Raw genomic sequence first — 16,578 nt, 5'->3', positions numbered from 1 at the left:
CGGTTTTCTTCAGTTTTGGATATGATAAGCGTCATATATTTTTCGTTTTGGGACTCCGCGGTCAACGGCGGTTTTTTTTATGGCTTCCTTTGATTGAAGCCCTTTGCTGATATAATGTTCAACATGTTCTTTTTCTGAAAAGTTTTCCCACCAAGCTGCTTCTTCTGGCGCTTCTTCTCCGCAGCCTTCAACAACAAGGCAAAATTCTCCGCGCACCTGTTCCTCATCCGTCCATGCCAGGACTTCTTCCATCGTCCCTCTAATAAATTCCTCAAACTTTTTGGTCAGCTCTCTAGTTAACGCGACCCGGCGGTTACCAAACACGTCATAAATCGCGGACAGCGTCTCCTTCAGCCGATGTGGCGATTCATAAAAAACAATTGTTTCCTGTCTGTTTTTTAATTGCTCAAGCTGCTTCTTCCGCTCCCGCTTGTTCCGATCCAAAAAACCGAAGAAGAAAAAGGGCTGAGGCGGAAGACCCGAAGCGATCAGTGCGGTTAAAGCTGCATTCGCACCGGGAAGCGGCACGACATAACCGCCGATATCCGTAAAATCACGGACGATTTCGGCCCCCGGATCCGATATGGTCGGCATCCCGGCATCGCTCACCAATGCGATATTTTTCCCTTCCTTGAGCCATTCCAAGATTTTATGCCCGCTGCTTTCTTTATTATGTTCATGATAGCTGACGAGCTGTGTTTCGATTTGGTACACATGGCATAATTTCTTCGTTTGCCTGGTATCCTCCGCAGCGATGACGTCAACTGCTTTCAACGTTTCAACGGCCCTGAATGTCATATCCTCCAAATTGCCTATCGGTGTGGGAACGAGGTATAAGATCCCCATGTCTGATTTTTGATCAAAGCTCTTTTGACGATTGATCATGTGCCTCCGCCTTTCGCTTTTCTTCTATATATATTTCTTTGCTTTTTCTTGATAATTTTTTAAAATAATATTCCGCTTGCATGGCTTCTCTTTTTGTTGAAAAGCGTTCTGCATAGTAAAGCTTTACAGGGAGCCGCGCTCTTGTATATTTTGCGCCTTTTCCATCATTATGGGTTTTCAAACGCTTTTCAATATTGTTCGTGTATCCCGCATACAAGCTGCCATCCCGGCATGACAGCACATAAAAATAGTGATTATTTGTCTCCATATAAAATCTTCCTTATCTCGCCCGTATATTGATCATCTTCATCATATACAAAAAGCGGAGGCAAAATCTTCAGATCAGGGCGGCCGTCCTTTATTCCTTCGACTAGAATGGTGTTGGCCTCTCTCCCCTGTTTCGGATAAACGAATTGCACGCGTTTCGGTTCTATTTGATACGCCTTCATCAGTTCAAAAATCTCAAGCAGCCTTCCCGGTCTATGGACAAGAGCAAGCTTTCCGCCTTGTTTTAAAAGCTTGCTGCTGACGCGGACCACATCTTCGAGAGTGCAGTAAATTTCATGCCTGGCAATCGCCAGGTGTTCATTGAGATTTTGCTCTGTTTTTTGCGGCGTCTTAAAATATGGCGGATTGCATGTGACAACATCCGCTTTATTGTATCCGAGCACCTGCGGCATATTCTTTAAGTCATCCCTGATGAGATGAATCTGGTGTTGCAGATTGTTATATTCCACGCTCCGCAATGCCATATCGTACAATCTTTCTTGAATTTCAACCCCGGTGATTTCAGCTTTTGACCGGGTGCTGAGAAGCAGCGGAACAATTCCGTTTCCCGTGCATAGATCAATGATCTTCCCCTTTTGAATCGGAACATATGCAAACTTCGACAGCAGCACGGCATCTAAAGAAAATGCAAACACCGTCGGGCTTTGCACGATTTTCATATCCTCTGCCAGCAGATAATCGAGTCGCTCATCATCTTTTAATTGAATCATATGTTTTCCCTTTCCCGAAAATTGTAGTCTTGGCGCTTGCCCCGTTAAAAAGGCTTCCGTTTTAACCGGAAGCCCTTCCTTTATTTTTTATTTAAAAACGAGAGGCAGAAAAGACAGTCTCCTTCTTTGCGGACGCTTCCGTAATGAATGTTGCAAATGTGAAAGCCTTCCTGGTACAGACGAGCCAGGTTGTCATGACCTTCTCCAATATCAGCATGCCCTGTCTTCTCTGCTTTTAATTCTTTCTCTCCGGTTTTTGCCGTTTTCAGCCTTTGATCCGTTTCTTCCAGCCTCTTGCGCAAATGTTCATTTTCAAGCTGCAAATGGTTGTTTTCTTCAATCATTTCCCCGATATGCTGCTTGAGGTCTCCCAGCTGGCGGTACAAAGAGCCAATTTGTTCTTCTAAGCTTATGACTGTATCAAACAATTCTTTTTTATCCAAGGTTTCACACCTCGTTAATCTGTGGTTTGTGCAGATACGACACCTTCTTGCAGCAGTTCATCCCACGTATATTCCACAACTTTTTCGCTATCTGTCAGTTCAACCTGAAGAATGCGTTCGAGAATATTCAGTCCGACGACTTTCGCCGGCCCGTTTGACGTGGCGATCACTTCACCGATATCCGGAAGCTGCTCTTTAGCCGTTTCATATTCATCATTTTCGTATTTCAGACAGCACATGAGCCGCCCGCATAGTCCGGAAATCTTCGTCGGATTAAGGGACAGGTTTTGATCCTTCGCCATTTTGATGGACACAGGCTCAAAATCACCGAGAAACGTCGAACAGCACAGCATCCTTCCGCACGGTCCGATACCGCCGAGCATCTTTGCTTCATCCCTTACTCCGATTTGTCTAAGCTCGATCCTTGTTTTGAAAATGGAAGCCAAATCTTTTACAAGCTCTCTGAAGTCGACCCTTCCGTCAGCCGTAAAGTAAAAAATGACTTTATTTCGGTCGAATGTGAATTCGACATCGACCAATTTCATCTCAAGACCGTGCTCATTGACTTTTTTCTGACATACATCAAAGGCTGAAAGCGCCGCTTCCTGATTTTCCTCGACAATTAAGCGGTCCCGTTCATCGGCCACCCTGATGACTTTTCGTAATGGCAGCACAACATCGTGCTCGTCTACCTTCTTATTCGCGATGACGACCTGCCCGTACTCAACACCGCGAACCGTTTCAACGATCACACAGCTGTCTTTATCTATCTGAAATCCATTTGGATCAAAATAATAAATTTTGCCCGCTTTTTTAAAGCGAACACCAATCACATTATACAAGCTTATCCCTCCTGCAGCATTAAAACCAAGTGCTCCATTAAACCTTGAGCATTAACATTGGAATAAAGCCGTTTTTTTGCTTCTAAAACAGCAAGAATCTGGTTTGTCACTCTTTGTTGTGTTGATTGCAGCGCATGCTGTTTTAATGTTTGGAATAAGTCCTGAAATATTATTTTATCTTCATGTCCTATCTGAATGGACAATATATCGCGGTATATAAATAAAAGCATATCAAGACCCATTTCTTGGTGGTCTTTCTCCTTGAAAAAGGGCATCCACTGATCTTGAATATAGAAAAAAGCATGTCCTTTTCGCTGGTGTAAGACTTCATACAATTTTATCACTTTCGCTCTGGACTCTGCAAACTGATCATTTCGACTCAATTCGAGCGCTTCCGATAAATTGTTTGTCATATTCGACAAAATTGCTGCAATATGCGGGGAAACTTCTTGTTTGATCAGCTCTTTTTCAATCGATTCGGGCAGCAGTGATTGAAAAGACAAGACTTGGCATCTCGATATAATCGTATCAAGCAATTTTTGCGGCTGTTCCGTCAAGAGCACCGCTATCGTATCATCGCTTGGTTCTTCTAAAAACTTCAGCAGGCTGTTTGCGGCATTTGCCGTCATTTGATCAGCATGTGAAATAATGTAAAGCTTTTTATGCGATTCCAGTCCTGTTTTTGAGAACTCTTCCTGAAGAGCCTGAATCTGCCCTTTTTTGATCGACAGGCCGTCGGGATGAACGACGTGTACATCAGGATGGTTGCCTGAGGAGATCCGCTGGCAATTTCGGCAAGATTCGCAAGGTTCTGTGCCCTGTTCAAGACAAAAAAAACTTTTTGCCAGCAGCATGGCAGCATCTAATTTGCCTGTTCCTTTCCGTCCTTCAAACAAATAGGCGTGTGCAAGACGATTTCTTTCTATACTATTTTGCAAAAGCTTCATGACACGAGGCTGAAGCTTTTGCATTTCTGTCCACGTTGTAGCCATACGATCACTCTCTATGTGTAAAGGTTTATTAATAACCCCTTTATTTCTCCAATGCGTTCCAACAATTCGATAGAGGGCTTTTCTTGATCCAGCAATTCCTCTGTCAATTGAACAAGCTTTTCATCCAGCTCTTTTACGATGCTCAATGTCCTGCTGTTTCCATATAAATCAAAGCTTCTTGAATTCTCAACCGTCAGGCCGTTTTCAACTGCTTCTTTCACAAAGCGTTTGATCAAGCCTTTAAATCTTGCTAAATCTTTAAAGTTCCTCGACTTGGCGAGCCGTTTTCCAAACGCTTCAATATCCGTCAAAAGCATTGTCAGCTGTTCAAATCTCAGCTTGCCGCTTTGGATGCTCATCTTTTCCTTGAATGAAACAGAATTGCTTTCTGCTCTGACAGCAGGCTTCTGCTGTTTTTCTATCATCGTGCGCAGTTCTTGACTTATTTTCATATCCTCAACCCTTAAAATTGATGGAATTGCTCAATCGGCAGCACAAAAACGGTGGCTCCGCCAACTTCTACTTCAACCGGATAAGGAACATATGAATCCGCGTTTCCTCCCATTGGAGATACAGGGGCGATCAGCTGATCCCGTTTACTTCCGTTTTCTTCAATCAGACTCAATGCTTTGTCGACCCGAATATCATCGACGCCCAACATAAAGGTTGTGTTTCCCGACTTCAGAAAGCCTCCGGTTGACGCCAGCTTTGTCACGCGAAAATTATGATCGGTCAAAGCCTTTAAAAGCCGGTTGCTATCTTGACCCTGAACAACAGCGATTATTAATTTCATTTTAAAAGCCTCCCTTTTGATTGGAAACACCTAAGGATATTCTTGTTACCATTATAACAATAGAATGGTAAGCAGGTCACAAACGAATTGTTTTTAATGCTTCTTCAATGATTTCATTTACGCTTTTTCGTACATGATCAATCGGCTTGCTCGCATCCACCATTCGGAAGCGGTCAGGAAACCGGTTTATGACCTCCTGATAGCCTTTCTGAACAAGCGTATGAAAATGAATTTGTTCCAGATCAAGACGGTTTTTCTCACGTGAATCATTTGCATTGATCCGTTTGATCCCTTCCTCCGGATCAATGGCAAAGTAAATGGTGATGTGCGGCATCAAGTCTCCGATGGCAAACTGATTAATGGACAGGACTTCGTCGATTCCAAGCCCCCTGGCATACCCTTGATAGGCGAGGGAGCTGTCGATAAACCGGTCGCATAAAACAATGTTCCCGTCTTCCAGTGCCGGCTTTACCTTTTCAACCAGATGCTGCCTTCTCGCCGCCGCATACAAAAGCGCTTCTGTTTTAGGATCCATAGCCGTGTTTCTCGGATTCAAAATGACCTCGCGGATTTGTTCCGCTATTTCAATGCCGCCCGGTTCCCTTGTTGCGAGAACGGCATGGCCTTCTTTGATCAGTTGTTGTGCCGCCGCTTGAAGAATGGTTGTTTTCCCTGCTCCTTCAGGGCCTTCAAAGGTAATAAATAAACCGTTCATGATTTCTCCTCTTCTATATATACAGTTAGTTGTTTTTGTTTCAAACGGCTGCTTCCCTGAATGTGCGTATTCAGATCGACAAGCCTGGATAACTGGCTGATGCTCTCTTGTTTTATCCTTTCCCCATCCATTATGAGGGGAATGCCCGGCGGATACGGGACGATTTGTTCCGCGCTGATCCGGCCCGCAGCTTTATTGAAAGGCACTGACTCTGTTTTAAATGCGGACAGCACGCTTTTTCCATAAGGCAATGTCGTGACTTTTTCAGATGGCTGCTCAATCGGAGCCTGACGGGTATCACCGGCTGATCGGCTGGTAATCTGTTTTCCAATCCGGCTGATGACATCAGGCGGCAGAGGTCTTTTTCCTTCTAGCGGAAGGACAAACAGCACCTGCCTTTCATCCGCGAGTTCAGGATGGACGCCGTTTGCCTCAAATATTTCTTTGAGTTCATAGCCTGTATGGCCTTGTTTTGATCTGAGGCAGAGCTTCAACGGGTCCTTCTGAATGAACGGGTCAGCCGGTTCACTGATGTCCACACCCGCTATTTTCAAAAACAGCTCTTTCATGCCGGCAATCTCTTTTTCGATTTTTGCCAATCTGTTTGTTTTGACGATTTCTTCAGCATATGCCCGCGCTAAATCCAATGACGCCATAAGCGGATAAGATGGGCTGCTGCTTTGCAATACGGTCAAATAGTATGCCAGACGGTCTCTATCAATTCTCCGGCTGTTTACATGCAGGTAAGACCCCATGGTCATGGCCGGAAGCGTTTTATGGGCGGACTGTACGACCGCATCGGCTCCCGCTCGTAACGCCGTCTGCGGAAAAGGACGTCCGAGCACGAAATGAGCGCCATGGGCTTCGTCGACCAAAACAGGAATGTGATGTTGATGGGCTTCTGTGATAATAGGCTTCAAGTCGGCGGCATGGCCGTAGTAATTAGGATATGTCAGCATAATGCCTTTTGCCGACGGATATTTTGAGATGGCATCCTTCACCGTTTGTTGCAAAACATGTGTAGGGACAGCCATCGTTTCATCGGTTTCCGGCGTCAAAAACACTGGACGGGCTCCTGCAAGTTCGATTGCATGAAAAACTGATTTATGACAATTTCGCTGAACAAGCAAAAGATCGCCCGGCTGACAAACCGAAAGTATCATTGCCAGATTCCCAACGGTCGATCCATTGACGAGAAAAAAGCTTTCTTTTGATCCATATAGCCGGGATGTTAAATCTTGCGCCTCCTGAATCACGCCTGACGGATCATGCAAATCATCAAGCCCCGCCAATTCGGTCATATCGATCGAAAGGATGGAGTTAAACAGTGTTTTTCCTTCATCAAAAAAGACATCTCCATTGTGATGTCCCGGAACGTGAAAAGAATAAGGGTTTCCTTTGGCATGGTTGACCAATGCTGTGAATAAAGGTGTTTTCATGTAAACCGATCCTTCATATGGCCGGTGAGTCGTTGCCGGCGTTTTTAAGGCGCCCGGCGACGCGCGCCGGATGCCATCTGATTTCTGCCCTTATTATACCCTTCTGCATCAAGAACTTAAAGGACGACCTGTATGGTAAATCTTTATTATCGTTTTAAGACGGCGGGGGTGATTTCATGTCGAGCAGCTTTACCTTGAGATCTTCTTCCATCGCCCTTATTTCTTCTTCTGCCTGAAGGCGTTTTGTCCTTCCCTCTTCCTGGATTTTAATGGTTTCCTCCAGTGTGCCGATTAATTGATCCTGGACTTTCTTCAAGGTTTCAATGTCCACAAAGCCGCGTTCATTCTCTTTGGCGGTTTCAATCGTATTGGCTTTCAGCATCTCCGCATTTTTTAACAACAGTTCATTAGTCGTTTTTGAAACCTGCTTTTGCGCTTCTACAGCACGGCGCTGACGCAGCAATGTCAAAGCAATGGCCACTTGGTTTTTCCAAAGCGGAATCGCCGTCATAATAGAGGATTGGATCTTTTCAACAAGCACCTGATTTGTATTTTGAATCAGCCTGATCTGCGGTGCGCTCTGCATCGTAATTTGTCTGCTTAACGTTAAATCATACATTCTTTTCTCCAGCCGGTCTGCAAACTGAACCATGTCGTTCACTTCTTGAACGGCCATTTGATCATGCTTTGCGGCAGCCTTTTCTTTTAGGACGGGAATGGTTTTTGTATTCAATTCCTCCAACTTCAACTGCCCTGCTGCAATATAAATATTCAGCGCTTCATAATACTCCTTATTTTTTTCATAAAGCTGTTCAAGCATCTTATTATCGTGGATCAGCGCGTTTTTGGAATGCTCGAGCTTTACACTGATTCTATCAATCTGTGCCCCTGTTTTCTGGTACCTTGATAATACTTCTTGAACAGAGTTGGAGATCTTGCCAAAAAAGCGTGAAAACAGATTCTTTTTTTCTGGCTGAAGCTCATCAGGATTCACCTGTTCCAGCTTTTTCATGAGATCGCTTAAAATCTTTCCGATTTCGCCGACATCTTTTTTTTGAACATGCTCAAGCATGTGATGCGAAAAATTCAAGAGTTTGGATTGGGCTTGTGTTCCGTATAGTGTAATGCTTTGATGATTTTTCGGATCAATTTGTTCTGACAGCTGCAGCGCTTTTCGGCGTTTTTCTTCTGACAGCGTATCGACCAGCCTCACTTCATGCCGTTCCTCCGCTTTGCCCGGTTCCATTGCTTCCCCCTGTCCAAAAGGATCGGAAAGCAGATCTTCAAATTCACTTTCCGTCTTAGATTTATACTGGCTCATCAGGCTTTCCCCCTCCCGCTTTTTTAAGCGAATGTTTGGCGACATCGAGTTCAAATTCCAAATGTTCGATATCCGTTTCGAGCAAATCGTAAAGGTCCTCTTCCAATTGTTTCGCCAGCTTGTCAATTGTCATCCGGGTTTCACTCAGAGAAACTTCAAGCTTTGCACTTCGCTTTGGCTGTGAAGCTAAAAAAGCATATTTTTCAGTTAATTCCACAATCGAATCAAGAGTTTGATAATAAAAACGCTCTGCTTGATAAAAGCGTTTTGGGTCGTTTTTTGTGACCGTATAAATTTTTCTGACAATCCGCAGAATTTCCAGGTTTTGCTTTATCGTCTGGATATTCTTGACCTTAAACAGGGCTTTTCTTAATCGGGCGATTTTTGCTTTAGCTTCCTGCAGATTTTGTTTAATATATGCGAATTCCCGCCTTGTCAGCTGATTTTCTTTTAAAAATAAATGGGTTCCATACCACTTGCCTCCAAGGTAAATCGCAGCCCAACCGGCACCCGCATAAAGAGAAGACAGCAGAAACGTCTGGTCAAACGCAAAAAAGCTGATCAGCCAAAGGAGCACGGACATTGTGCTTGCGGTATATACACGAAGCAAAAAATGAAGGATTGGTTTCATCACCATCTACTCCCCATGAATTGAATTTCAACATATGATTCTCTTCTACGTATCATTGATTATACAAGTTTCAACAGAACACATTTATTCAATATAGTAAAAAAGACACCTTTTCCCAGATGCCTTAAAGATCAATGTTTTCGTTAATACCATTATACATTGCCTCCATCTGAACTTAAAGTGATCCCCATTTTGATTGCAAAAAAAATAGACCAGGAAGCGGTCTAAGAATACAATGGCGGCGTACGGAGACTCTTTAATTTTTTTACATAATCGGCGTATTGGGGGTCTGATGTTGAAGTAGAAATGATCTTTTTTTCACAATCCGCACATAAAAATTTTGTATAAAGATGAATACCTTCGGTTTTATTTTCTTCACAGATGATGCACGTTTCCCCATGATTAGACTTACTCATCCATTCCACCTCCATGGGTTTCAGTATTCCCCAAAATCATATTTGTATACAAAATTAAGAAAGTTTTTGAAGGTTAGATTAGTATATGTAAACGGCAAACATTAGGTGTTTGTATCAATATCGACGGAATATAAAAAGACCAGCTTAGAGATAAGCTGGTCTTTCGCTTGCTTGGCGGCGTCCTACTCTCACAGGGGGAGACCCCCAACTACCATCGGCGCTGAAGAGCTTAACTTCCGTGTTCGGCATGGGAACGGGTGTGACCTCTTCGCTATCGCCACCAAACTATGCCTTCAGGACGAAGGTACTGGGCGTTCCTCACAGGATGTGAGGGCCTCTAGCCGAGTTTCCTTGCCTTTGGCTTTTGAGAGCATTCTCTCAAAACTAGATAACGGGTAAAGACCATTCACAAATATTTAGGTTAAGTCCTCGATCGATTAGTATCTGTCAGCTCCATGTGTCGCCACACTTCCACCTCAGACCTATCAACCTGATCATCTTTCAGGGATCTTACTTCCTTACGGAATGGGAAATCTCATCTTGAGGGGGGCTTCATGCTTAGATGCTTTCAGCACTTATCCCGTCCGCACATAGCTACCCAGCGATGCCCTTGGCAGAACAACTGGTACACCAGCGGTGCGTCCATCCCGGTCCTCTCGTACTAAGGACAGCTCCTCTCAAATTTCCTGCGCCCGCGACGGATAGGGACCGAACTGTCTCACGACGTTCTGAACCCAGCTCGCGTACCGCTTTAATGGGCGAACAGCCCAACCCTTGGGACCGACTACAGCCCCAGGATGCGATGAGCCGACATCGAGGTGCCAAACCTCCCCGTCGATGTGGACTCTTGGGGGAGATAAGCCTGTTATCCCCGGGGTAGCTTTTATCCGTTGAGCGATGGCCCTTCCATGCGGAACCACCGGATCACTAAGCCCGACTTTCGTCCCTGCTCGACTTGTAGGTCTCGCAGTCAAGCTCCCTTGTGCCTTTACACTCTGCGAATGATTTCCAACCATTCTGAGGGAACCTTTGGGCGCCTCCGTTACCTTTTAGGAGGCGACCGCCCCAGTCAAACTGCCCACCTGACACTGTCTCCCTGCCCGATAAGGGCAGCGGGTTAGAAGGTCAATACAGCCAGGGTAGTATCCCACCGATGCCTCCACCGAAGCTGGCGCTCCGGTTTCCAAGGCTCCTACCTATCCTGTACAAGCTGTACCAACATTCAATATCAGGCTGCAGTAAAGCTCCACGGGGTCTTTCCGTCCTGTCGCGGGTAACCTGCATCTTCACAGGTACTATAATTTCACCGAGTCTCTCGTTGAGACAGTGCCCAGATCGTTGCGCCTTTCGTGCGGGTCGGAACTTACCCGACAAGGAATTTCGCTACCTTAGGACCGTTATAGTTACGGCCGCCGTTTACTGGGGCTTCAATTCGCACCTTCGCATACGCTAAGCGCTCCTCTTAACCTTCCAGCACCGGGCAGGCGTCAGCCCCTATACTTCGCCTTGCGGCTTCGCAGAGACCTGTGTTTTTGCTAAACAGTCGCCTGGGCCTATTCACTGCGGCTCTCTCGGGCTTGCACCCTAACAGAGCACCCCTTCTCCCGAAGTTACGGGGTCATTTTGCCGAGTTCCTTAACGAGAGTTCTCTCGATCACCTTAGGATTCTCTCCTCGCCTACCTGTGTCGGTTTGCGGTACGGGCACCTCTCACCTCGCTAGAGGCTTTTCTTGGCAGTGTGGAATCAGGAACTTCGCTACTATATTTCACTCGCCATCACAGCTCAGCCTTATATGGGAAACGGATTTGCCTATTTCCCAGCCTAACTGCTTGGACGCGGATATCCAATACCGCGCTTACCCTATCCTCCTGCGTCCCCCCATTGCTCAAATGGTGAGGAGGTGGTACAGGAATATCAACCTGTTATCCATCGCCTACGCCTTTCGGCCTCGGCTTAGGTCCCGACTAACCCTGAGCGGACGAGCCTTCCTCAGGAAACCTTAGGCATTCGGTGGAGGGGATTCTCACCCCTCTTTCGCTACTCATACCGGCATTCTCACTTCTAAGCGCTCCACGAGTCCTTCCGGTCTCGCTTCACAGCCCTTAGAACGCTCTCCTACCACTGTTCGCAAGAACAGTCCGCAGCTTCGGTGATACGTTTAGCCCCGGTACATTTTCGGCGCAGAGTCACTCGACCAGTGAGCTATTACGCACTCTTTAAATGGTGGCTGCTTCTAAGCCAACATCCTGGTTGTCTAAGCAACTCCACATCCTTTTCCACTTAACGTATACTTTGGGACCTTAGCTGGCGGTCTGGGCTGTTTCCCTTTCGACTACGGATCTTATCACTCGCAGTCTGACTCCCAAGGATAAGTCTTTGGCATTCGGAGTTTGACTGAATTCGGTAACCCGGTAGGGGCCCCTAGTCCAATCAGTGCTCTACCTCCAAGACTCTTACCTTGAGGCTAGCCCTAAAGCTATTTCGGAGAGAACCAGCTATCTCCAGGTTCGATTGGCATTTCACCCCTACCCACACCTCATCCCCGCACTTTTCAACGTGCGTGGGTTCGGGCCTCCATTCAGTGTTACCTGAACTTCACCCTGGACATGGGTAGATCACCTGGTTTCGGGTCTACGACCACGTACTCATGCGCCCTATTCAGACTCGCTTTCGCTGCGGCTCCGTCTTTTCAAACTTAACCTTGCACGGGATCGTAACTCGCCGGTTCATTCTACAAAAGGCACGCCATCACCCGTTAACGGGCTCTGACTACTTGTAGGCACACGGTTTCAGGATCTCTTTCACTCCCCTTCCGGGGTGCTTTTCACCTTTCCCTCACGGTACTGGTTCACTATCGGTCACTAGGGAGTATTTAGCCTTGGGAGATGGTCCTCCCGGATTCCGACGGAATTTCACGTGTTCCGCCGTACTCAGGATCCACTCAGGAGAGAACGAAGTTTTGACTACAGGGCTGTTACCTCCTATGGCGGGCCTTTCCAGACCTCTTCATCTACCCCGTTCTTTTGTAACTCCGTATAGAGTGTCCTACAACCCCAAGAGGCAAGCCTCTTGGTTTGGGCTGTTCCCGTTTCGCTCGCCGCTACTCAGGGAATCGCATTTGCTTTCTCTTCCTCCGGGTACTTAGATGTTTCAGTTCCCCGGGTCTGCCTTCTCATACCCTATGAATTCAGATATGGATACTGCTCCATTACGAGCAGTGGGTTTCCCCATTCGGAAATCTCCGGATCAAAGCTTGCTTACAGCTCCCCGAAGCATATCGGTGTTCGTCCCGTCCTTCATCGGCTCCTAGTGCCAAGGCATCCACCGTGCGCCCTTTCTAACTTAACCGTTAAAAAAGAATCACTAATAATAAGGATCGCCGATTAACATCACCACATCCTGTGGTAACATCGGCATGACTTGCATCGCGCAAGCCTTTGTGAATGTCTACTTTCGTTATCTAGTTTTCAAAGAACACGTTGGTGGAGCCTAGCGGGATCGAACCGCTGACCTCCTGCGTGCAAAGCAGGCGCTCTCCCAGCTGAGCTAAGGCCCCGTGTCATGTAAGATGGTGGGCCTGAGTGGACTCGAACCACCGACCTCACGCTTATCAGGCGTGCGCTCTAACCAGCTGAGCTACAGGCCCATCTTTTTATATATTCATTTGAAGGAAAAGAAGTTCCTTCAAAACTAAACAAGATCCAAACGCACCTGTCTATAAGACCGCGAGGTCTTATATTCCGTATAATATCCTTAGAAAGGAGGTGATCCAGCCGCACCTTCCGATACGGCTACCTTGTTACGACTTCACCCCAATCATCTGTCCCACCTTCGGCGGCTGGCTCCAAAAGGTTACCTCACCGACTTCGGGTGTTACAAACTCTCGTGGTGTGACGGGCGGTGTGTACAAGGCCCGGGAACGTATTCACCGCGGCATGCTGATCCGCGATTACTAGCGATTCCAGCTTCACGCAGTCGAGTTGCAGACTGCGATCCGAACTGAGAGCAGATTTGTGGGATTGGCTTAGCCTCGCGGCTTCGCTGCCCTTTGTTCTGCCCATTGTAGCACGTGTGTAGCCCAGGTCATAAGGGGCATGATGATTTGACGTCATCCCCACCTTCCTCCGGTTTGTCACCGGCAGTCACCTTAGAGTGCCCAACTGAATGCTGGCAACTAAGATCAAGGGTTGCGCTCGTTGCGGGACTTAACCCAACATCTCACGACACGAGCTGACGACAACCATGCACCACCTGTCACTCTGCCCCCGAAGGGGAAGCCCTATCTCTAGGGGTGTCAGAGGATGTCAAGACCTGGTAAGGTTCTTCGCGTTGCTTCGAATTAAACCACATGCTCCACCGCTTGTGCGGGCCCCCGTCAATTCCTTTGAGTTTCAGTCTTGCGACCGTACTCCCCAGGCGGAGTGCTTAATGCGTTTGCTGCAGCACTAAAGGGCGGAAACCCTCTAACACTTAGCACTCATCGTTTACGGCGTGGACTACCAGGGTATCTAATCCTGTTCGCTCCCCACGCTTTCGCGCCTCAGCGTCAGTTACAGACCAGAGAGTCGCCTTCGCCACTGGTGTTCCTCCACATCTCTACGCATTTCACCGCTACACGTGGAATTCCACTCTCCTCTTCTGCACTCAAGTTCCCCAGTTTCCAATGACCCTCCCCGGTTGAGCCGGGGGCTTTCACATCAGACTTAAGAAACCGCCTGCGCGCGCTTTACGCCCAATAATTCCGGACAACGCTTGCCACCTACGTATTACCGCGGCTGCTGGCACGTAGTTAGCCGTGGCTTTCTGGTTAGGTACCGTCAAGGCACCGCCCTGTTCGAACGGTACTTGTTCTTCCCTAACAACAGAGTTTTACGATCCGAAAACCTTCATCACTCACGCGGCGTTGCTCCGTCAGACTTTCGTCCATTGCGGAAGATTCCCTACTGCTGCCTCCCGTAGGAGTCTGGGCCGTGTCTCAGTCCCAGTGTGGCCGATCACCCTCTCAGGTCGGCTACGCATCGTCGCCTTGGTGAGCCGTTACCTCACCAACTAGCTAATGCGCCGCGGGTCCATCTGTAAGTGGTAGCTAAAAGCCACCTTTTATAATTGAACCATGCGGTTCAATCAAGCATCCGGTATTAGCCCCGGTTTCCCGGAGTTATCCCAGTCTTACAGGCAGGTTACCCACGTGTTACTCACCCGTCCGCCGCTAACCTAAGGGAGCAAGCTCCCGTCGGTTCGCTCGACTTGCATGTATTAGGCACGCCGCCAGCGTTCGTCCTGAGCCAGGATCAAACTCTCCATGAAATAATGGAGCGCAGATTAAGTTCGTCACATCCTGTGACAACATCTGCATGACCTGCATCGTGCAGGCCCCTGACTACGCACATATTCATGTGCGATTTATTTAATGAATTAACAGGTACGTTTTGTCTTGTTTAGTTTTCAAAGAACTTCATTGCCGCTTTCGAAGCGACTTTAATATAATAACATTTATCCAAGATGTCGTCAATAACTTTTTTCAAAAAAATAATTCGTCATCAGCGACGAATATAAATTTAACACCTCAGAAGACAAATGTCAACAAAAAATTATACCATAATAAATTGTTTGATGACGATAAGAGCAGCTACTCCAGGAACGCCCAATAATCCGCTGACTCCAGTGGTAACAAAATTGATCGGCACATGAATCCCCATGCTTTGGCCAAATAGGTTCACACAGAATAAAAACACCGCACCGACGATAAATCGAATGACAATTGCACCAGTCCATTTTAAAGGTTTAAAGGAAGCTCCTGAAAAAAACAACAGGGCAACCAATACCACAATTGCCCCGATTATGATAACAGGTCCCATGAATCTCTCACTCCTCATATTTTCTAGTACAAGCATATGAAGAGGTTGAAGTAAATAGACCAGCTACTTCCACCCGCCGAGCCTTAAGTATCTTTTTTTCGCTTCGCGCAAATAAAAAAAGTATTTTGCCTCGGCGACTTTCAACTCATAGAGGACTTCAGGGGACGGTTCAAGGCTGTTTTCAATCAGCCGTTTTTGTCTGTTCCATTCTTCCTTTTGCCGCATCAGCTGTTCAATCAGTTTTTTATCGAATTCTTTTCTTAGCTTTTTTTTCTGAAGAAAACCCATGGTCATGCAATCTCCTCCCTCTACATCTCACGTCTGCCTTCAAGTGCTTTAGAAAGAGTGACTTCATCTGCATACTCCAAATCGCCTCCGACCGGAAGTCCATGGGCAATTCGCGACAGCTTGATGCCGGATGGCTTTAAAAGCCTTGAAATGTACATGGCCGTTGCTTCTCCTTCTATATTTGGGTTTGTTGCGAGAATTACTTCTGTCACTTGATCATCCTGCAATCGTTTCAGCAATTCGGGTATTTTAATGTCTTCCGGACCAATGCCGTCCATCGGGGAAATGGCACCATGCAAAACATGGTACAAGCCATTGTATTCTTTCATCTTTTCCATGGCTATGACATCTTTCGGATCCTGAACAACACATATGACCGATTTATCTCTTCTTGTATCTTCGCAAATATAGCAGGGATCTTGATCTGTAATGTGGCCGCATACTGAACAATAAGTCAAATTGCGCTTTGCGTTTACCAATGCTTTTGCAAAATCTAACACTACATCTTCCTTCATACTGAGAACAAAAAAAGCCAGACGGACCGCTGTTTTAGGTCCGATCCCTGGCAATTTCATAAAGCTGTCGATCAGCTTTGATATTGGTTCAGGATACTGCATTCTTATTTTCCTCCTAGAATAAACCCGGCATGTTCATTCCTTTTGTAAACTTACCCATCGTTTCATTTGTCACTTCGTCAACTTGCTTCAAAGCATCGTTTGTTGCCGCAAGCACGAGATCTTGAAGCATTTCAACATCTTCGGGATCAACAACTTCTTCTTTGATTACGACATCAATAATTTCTTTTTGTCCGTTGACTTTAACGGTAACCATACCTCCGCCTGCTGTGCCTTCGAGCACCTTTTCCGCAAGCTCCTCCTGCGCTTTTTGCATATCCTTTTGCATTTTTTGCATTTGCTTCATCATTTTTTGCATATTTCCCATTCCACCGCGCATAC

Annotated in this window: 17 protein-coding genes, 2 tRNA genes and 3 rRNA genes; all 22 read right to left on the bottom strand. The window is 46.5% G+C overall.

Annotated features, from left to right (window positions below; genetic code table 11):
• Positions 1–9: 9 nt before the first annotated feature.
• The 22 genes from rsmI to R5H20_RS00165 all read right to left on the bottom strand — a co-directional run bounded on the left by rsmI (position 10) and on the right by R5H20_RS00165 (position 16,576).
• Positions 10–885 (bottom strand): 16S rRNA (cytidine(1402)-2'-O)-methyltransferase, encoded by an 876-nt coding sequence (gene rsmI, locus R5H20_RS00270; protein ID WP_006640378.1) that lies wholly within the window; start codon positions 883–885, stop codon positions 10–12.
• Complete coding sequence (locus tag R5H20_RS00265) at positions 860–1,153, bottom strand: GIY-YIG nuclease family protein (RefSeq protein WP_006640377.1); 294 nt, start codon at positions 1,151–1,153, stop codon at positions 860–862. Before R5H20_RS00265 ends, rsmI begins: the two co-directional genes overlap by 26 nt.
• A complete protein-coding gene (locus R5H20_RS00260; protein WP_006640376.1) occupies positions 1,140–1,883 on the bottom strand; it encodes a tRNA1(Val) (adenine(37)-N6)-methyltransferase in 744 nt (247 codons plus the stop codon). The genes R5H20_RS00265 and R5H20_RS00260 overlap by 14 nt, the downstream gene beginning before the upstream one ends.
• Before the next feature lie 80 nt (positions 1,884–1,963).
• Entirely contained in the window at positions 1,964–2,326 is a 363-nt protein-coding gene (gene yabA, locus R5H20_RS00255; RefSeq protein WP_006640375.1) for a DNA replication initiation control protein YabA, read from the bottom strand.
• Positions 2,327–2,340: 14 nt separating this feature from the next.
• A complete protein-coding gene (locus R5H20_RS00250) occupies positions 2,341–3,168 on the bottom strand; it encodes a competence/sporulation regulator complex protein RicT (protein WP_006640374.1) in 828 nt (275 codons plus the stop codon).
• Between the two features lie 2 nt (positions 3,169–3,170).
• On the bottom strand, positions 3,171–4,160 hold the full coding sequence (gene holB, locus R5H20_RS00245; protein ID WP_006640373.1) for a DNA polymerase III subunit delta': 990 nt from the start codon (positions 4,158–4,160) through the stop codon (positions 3,171–3,173).
• Between the two features lie 11 nt (positions 4,161–4,171).
• Positions 4,172–4,612, bottom strand: coding sequence for a YaaR family protein (locus R5H20_RS00240; protein WP_006640372.1), 441 nt, complete (start codon positions 4,610–4,612; stop codon positions 4,172–4,174).
• An 11-nt stretch (positions 4,613–4,623) separates the two neighbouring features.
• On the bottom strand, positions 4,624–4,953 hold the full coding sequence (locus tag R5H20_RS00235) for a cyclic-di-AMP receptor (protein ID WP_006640371.1): 330 nt from the start codon (positions 4,951–4,953) through the stop codon (positions 4,624–4,626).
• Positions 4,954–5,029: 76 nt separating this feature from the next.
• The gene (gene tmk, locus R5H20_RS00230) at positions 5,030–5,668 is read right to left on the bottom strand and encodes a dTMP kinase (protein WP_006640370.1); all 639 of its coding nucleotides are present in this window, start codon (positions 5,666–5,668) and stop codon (positions 5,030–5,032) included.
• A complete protein-coding gene (locus R5H20_RS00225; protein ID WP_006640369.1) occupies positions 5,665–7,107 on the bottom strand; it encodes an aminotransferase class I/II-fold pyridoxal phosphate-dependent enzyme in 1,443 nt (480 codons plus the stop codon). The genes tmk and R5H20_RS00225 overlap by 4 nt, the downstream gene beginning before the upstream one ends.
• 154 nt (positions 7,108–7,261) lie before the next feature.
• Positions 7,262–8,428 carry a toxic anion resistance protein gene (locus R5H20_RS00220; protein ID WP_006640368.1) on the bottom strand — a complete coding sequence of 389 codons (1,167 nt, stop codon included), beginning with the start codon at positions 8,426–8,428 and terminating at the stop codon, positions 7,262–7,264.
• Positions 8,415–9,059 carry a 5-bromo-4-chloroindolyl phosphate hydrolysis family protein gene (locus R5H20_RS00215; RefSeq protein WP_006640367.1) on the bottom strand — a complete coding sequence of 215 codons (645 nt, stop codon included), beginning with the start codon at positions 9,057–9,059 and terminating at the stop codon, positions 8,415–8,417. The genes R5H20_RS00220 and R5H20_RS00215 overlap by 14 nt, the downstream gene beginning before the upstream one ends.
• A gap of 224 nt (positions 9,060–9,283) precedes the next feature.
• Positions 9,284–9,475 (bottom strand): sigma factor G inhibitor Gin, encoded by a 192-nt coding sequence (locus R5H20_RS00210; RefSeq protein ID WP_006640366.1) that lies wholly within the window; start codon positions 9,473–9,475, stop codon positions 9,284–9,286.
• A gap of 169 nt (positions 9,476–9,644) precedes the next feature.
• A 5S ribosomal RNA gene (gene rrf, locus R5H20_RS00205) occupies positions 9,645–9,760 on the bottom strand.
• 132 nt (positions 9,761–9,892) lie between these two features.
• Positions 9,893–12,824: ribosomal RNA gene (locus R5H20_RS00200) — 23S ribosomal RNA — on the bottom strand.
• 132 nt (positions 12,825–12,956) lie between these two features.
• Positions 12,957–13,032, bottom strand: a tRNA-Ala gene (locus tag R5H20_RS00195).
• Between the two features lie 13 nt (positions 13,033–13,045).
• Positions 13,046–13,122: transfer RNA gene (locus R5H20_RS00190), tRNA-Ile, on the bottom strand.
• A 111-nt stretch (positions 13,123–13,233) separates the two neighbouring features.
• Positions 13,234–14,783: ribosomal RNA gene (locus tag R5H20_RS00185) — 16S ribosomal RNA — on the bottom strand.
• The 16S, 23S and 5S rRNA genes sit together here with 2 tRNA genes alongside, the layout of an rRNA operon.
• A 284-nt stretch (positions 14,784–15,067) precedes the next feature.
• Positions 15,068–15,334 (bottom strand): pro-sigmaK processing inhibitor BofA family protein, encoded by a 267-nt coding sequence (locus R5H20_RS00180; RefSeq protein ID WP_006640442.1) that lies wholly within the window; start codon positions 15,332–15,334, stop codon positions 15,068–15,070.
• A gap of 63 nt (positions 15,335–15,397) precedes the next feature.
• On the bottom strand, positions 15,398–15,622 hold the full coding sequence (locus tag R5H20_RS00175; RefSeq protein WP_006640441.1) for a YaaL family protein: 225 nt from the start codon (positions 15,620–15,622) through the stop codon (positions 15,398–15,400).
• 20 nt (positions 15,623–15,642) lie between these two features.
• A complete protein-coding gene (gene recR / locus R5H20_RS00170; RefSeq protein ID WP_003178140.1) occupies positions 15,643–16,239 on the bottom strand; it encodes a recombination protein RecR in 597 nt (198 codons plus the stop codon).
• Between the two features lie 13 nt (positions 16,240–16,252).
• Positions 16,253–16,576: a YbaB/EbfC family nucleoid-associated protein gene (locus R5H20_RS00165; RefSeq protein ID WP_006640440.1), complete on the bottom strand. Its 324-nt coding sequence runs from the start codon at positions 16,574–16,576 to the stop codon at positions 16,253–16,255.
• Between the last annotated feature and the right edge of the window lie 2 nt (positions 16,577–16,578).

This window comes from Bacillus sp. KICET-3 (genome assembly GCF_033261025.1).
GTDB classification, from domain to species: Bacteria; Bacillota; Bacilli; order Bacillales; family Bacillaceae; genus Bacillus; species Bacillus sonorensis.
Note: the sequence above shows the minus strand (reverse complement) of the source record. Positions and strands in the feature narration are given on the sequence as shown.

What these genes read in the sequence shown, in the direction of transcription:
- recR (WP_003178140.1), bottom strand. Translation starts at nt 16,239, where the DNA reads ATGCAGTATCCTGAACCAATATCAAAGCTGATCGACAGCTTTATGAAA.
- R5H20_RS00225 (WP_006640369.1), bottom strand. Translation starts at nt 7,107, where the DNA reads ATGAAAACACCTTTATTCACAGCATTGGTCAACCATGCCAAAGGAAAC.
- rsmI (WP_006640378.1), bottom strand. Translation starts at nt 885, where the DNA reads ATGATCAATCGTCAAAAGAGCTTTGATCAAAAATCAGACATGGGGATC.
- R5H20_RS00235 (WP_006640371.1), bottom strand. Translation starts at nt 4,953, where the DNA reads ATGAAATTAATAATCGCTGTTGTTCAGGGTCAAGATAGCAACCGGCTT.
- R5H20_RS00265 (WP_006640377.1), bottom strand. Translation starts at nt 1,153, where the DNA reads ATGGAGACAAATAATCACTATTTTTATGTGCTGTCATGCCGGGATGGC.
- R5H20_RS00260 (WP_006640376.1), bottom strand. Translation starts at nt 1,883, where the DNA reads ATGATTCAATTAAAAGATGATGAGCGACTCGATTATCTGCTGGCAGAG.
- R5H20_RS00220 (WP_006640368.1), bottom strand. Translation starts at nt 8,428, where the DNA reads ATGAGCCAGTATAAATCTAAGACGGAAAGTGAATTTGAAGATCTGCTT.
- tmk (WP_006640370.1), bottom strand. Translation starts at nt 5,668, where the DNA reads ATGAACGGTTTATTTATTACCTTTGAAGGCCCTGAAGGAGCAGGGAAA.
- holB (WP_006640373.1), bottom strand. Translation starts at nt 4,160, where the DNA reads ATGGCTACAACGTGGACAGAAATGCAAAAGCTTCAGCCTCGTGTCATG.
- R5H20_RS00210 (WP_006640366.1), bottom strand. Translation starts at nt 9,475, where the DNA reads ATGAGTAAGTCTAATCATGGGGAAACGTGCATCATCTGTGAAGAAAAT.
- R5H20_RS00175 (WP_006640441.1), bottom strand. Translation starts at nt 15,622, where the DNA reads ATGGGTTTTCTTCAGAAAAAAAAGCTAAGAAAAGAATTCGATAAAAAA.
- R5H20_RS00240 (WP_006640372.1), bottom strand. Translation starts at nt 4,612, where the DNA reads ATGAAAATAAGTCAAGAACTGCGCACGATGATAGAAAAACAGCAGAAG.
- R5H20_RS00180 (WP_006640442.1), bottom strand. Translation starts at nt 15,334, where the DNA reads ATGGGACCTGTTATCATAATCGGGGCAATTGTGGTATTGGTTGCCCTG.
- R5H20_RS00165 (WP_006640440.1), bottom strand. Translation starts at nt 16,576, where the DNA reads ATGCGCGGTGGAATGGGAAATATGCAAAAAATGATGAAGCAAATGCAA.
- R5H20_RS00215 (WP_006640367.1), bottom strand. Translation starts at nt 9,059, where the DNA reads ATGAAACCAATCCTTCATTTTTTGCTTCGTGTATATACCGCAAGCACA.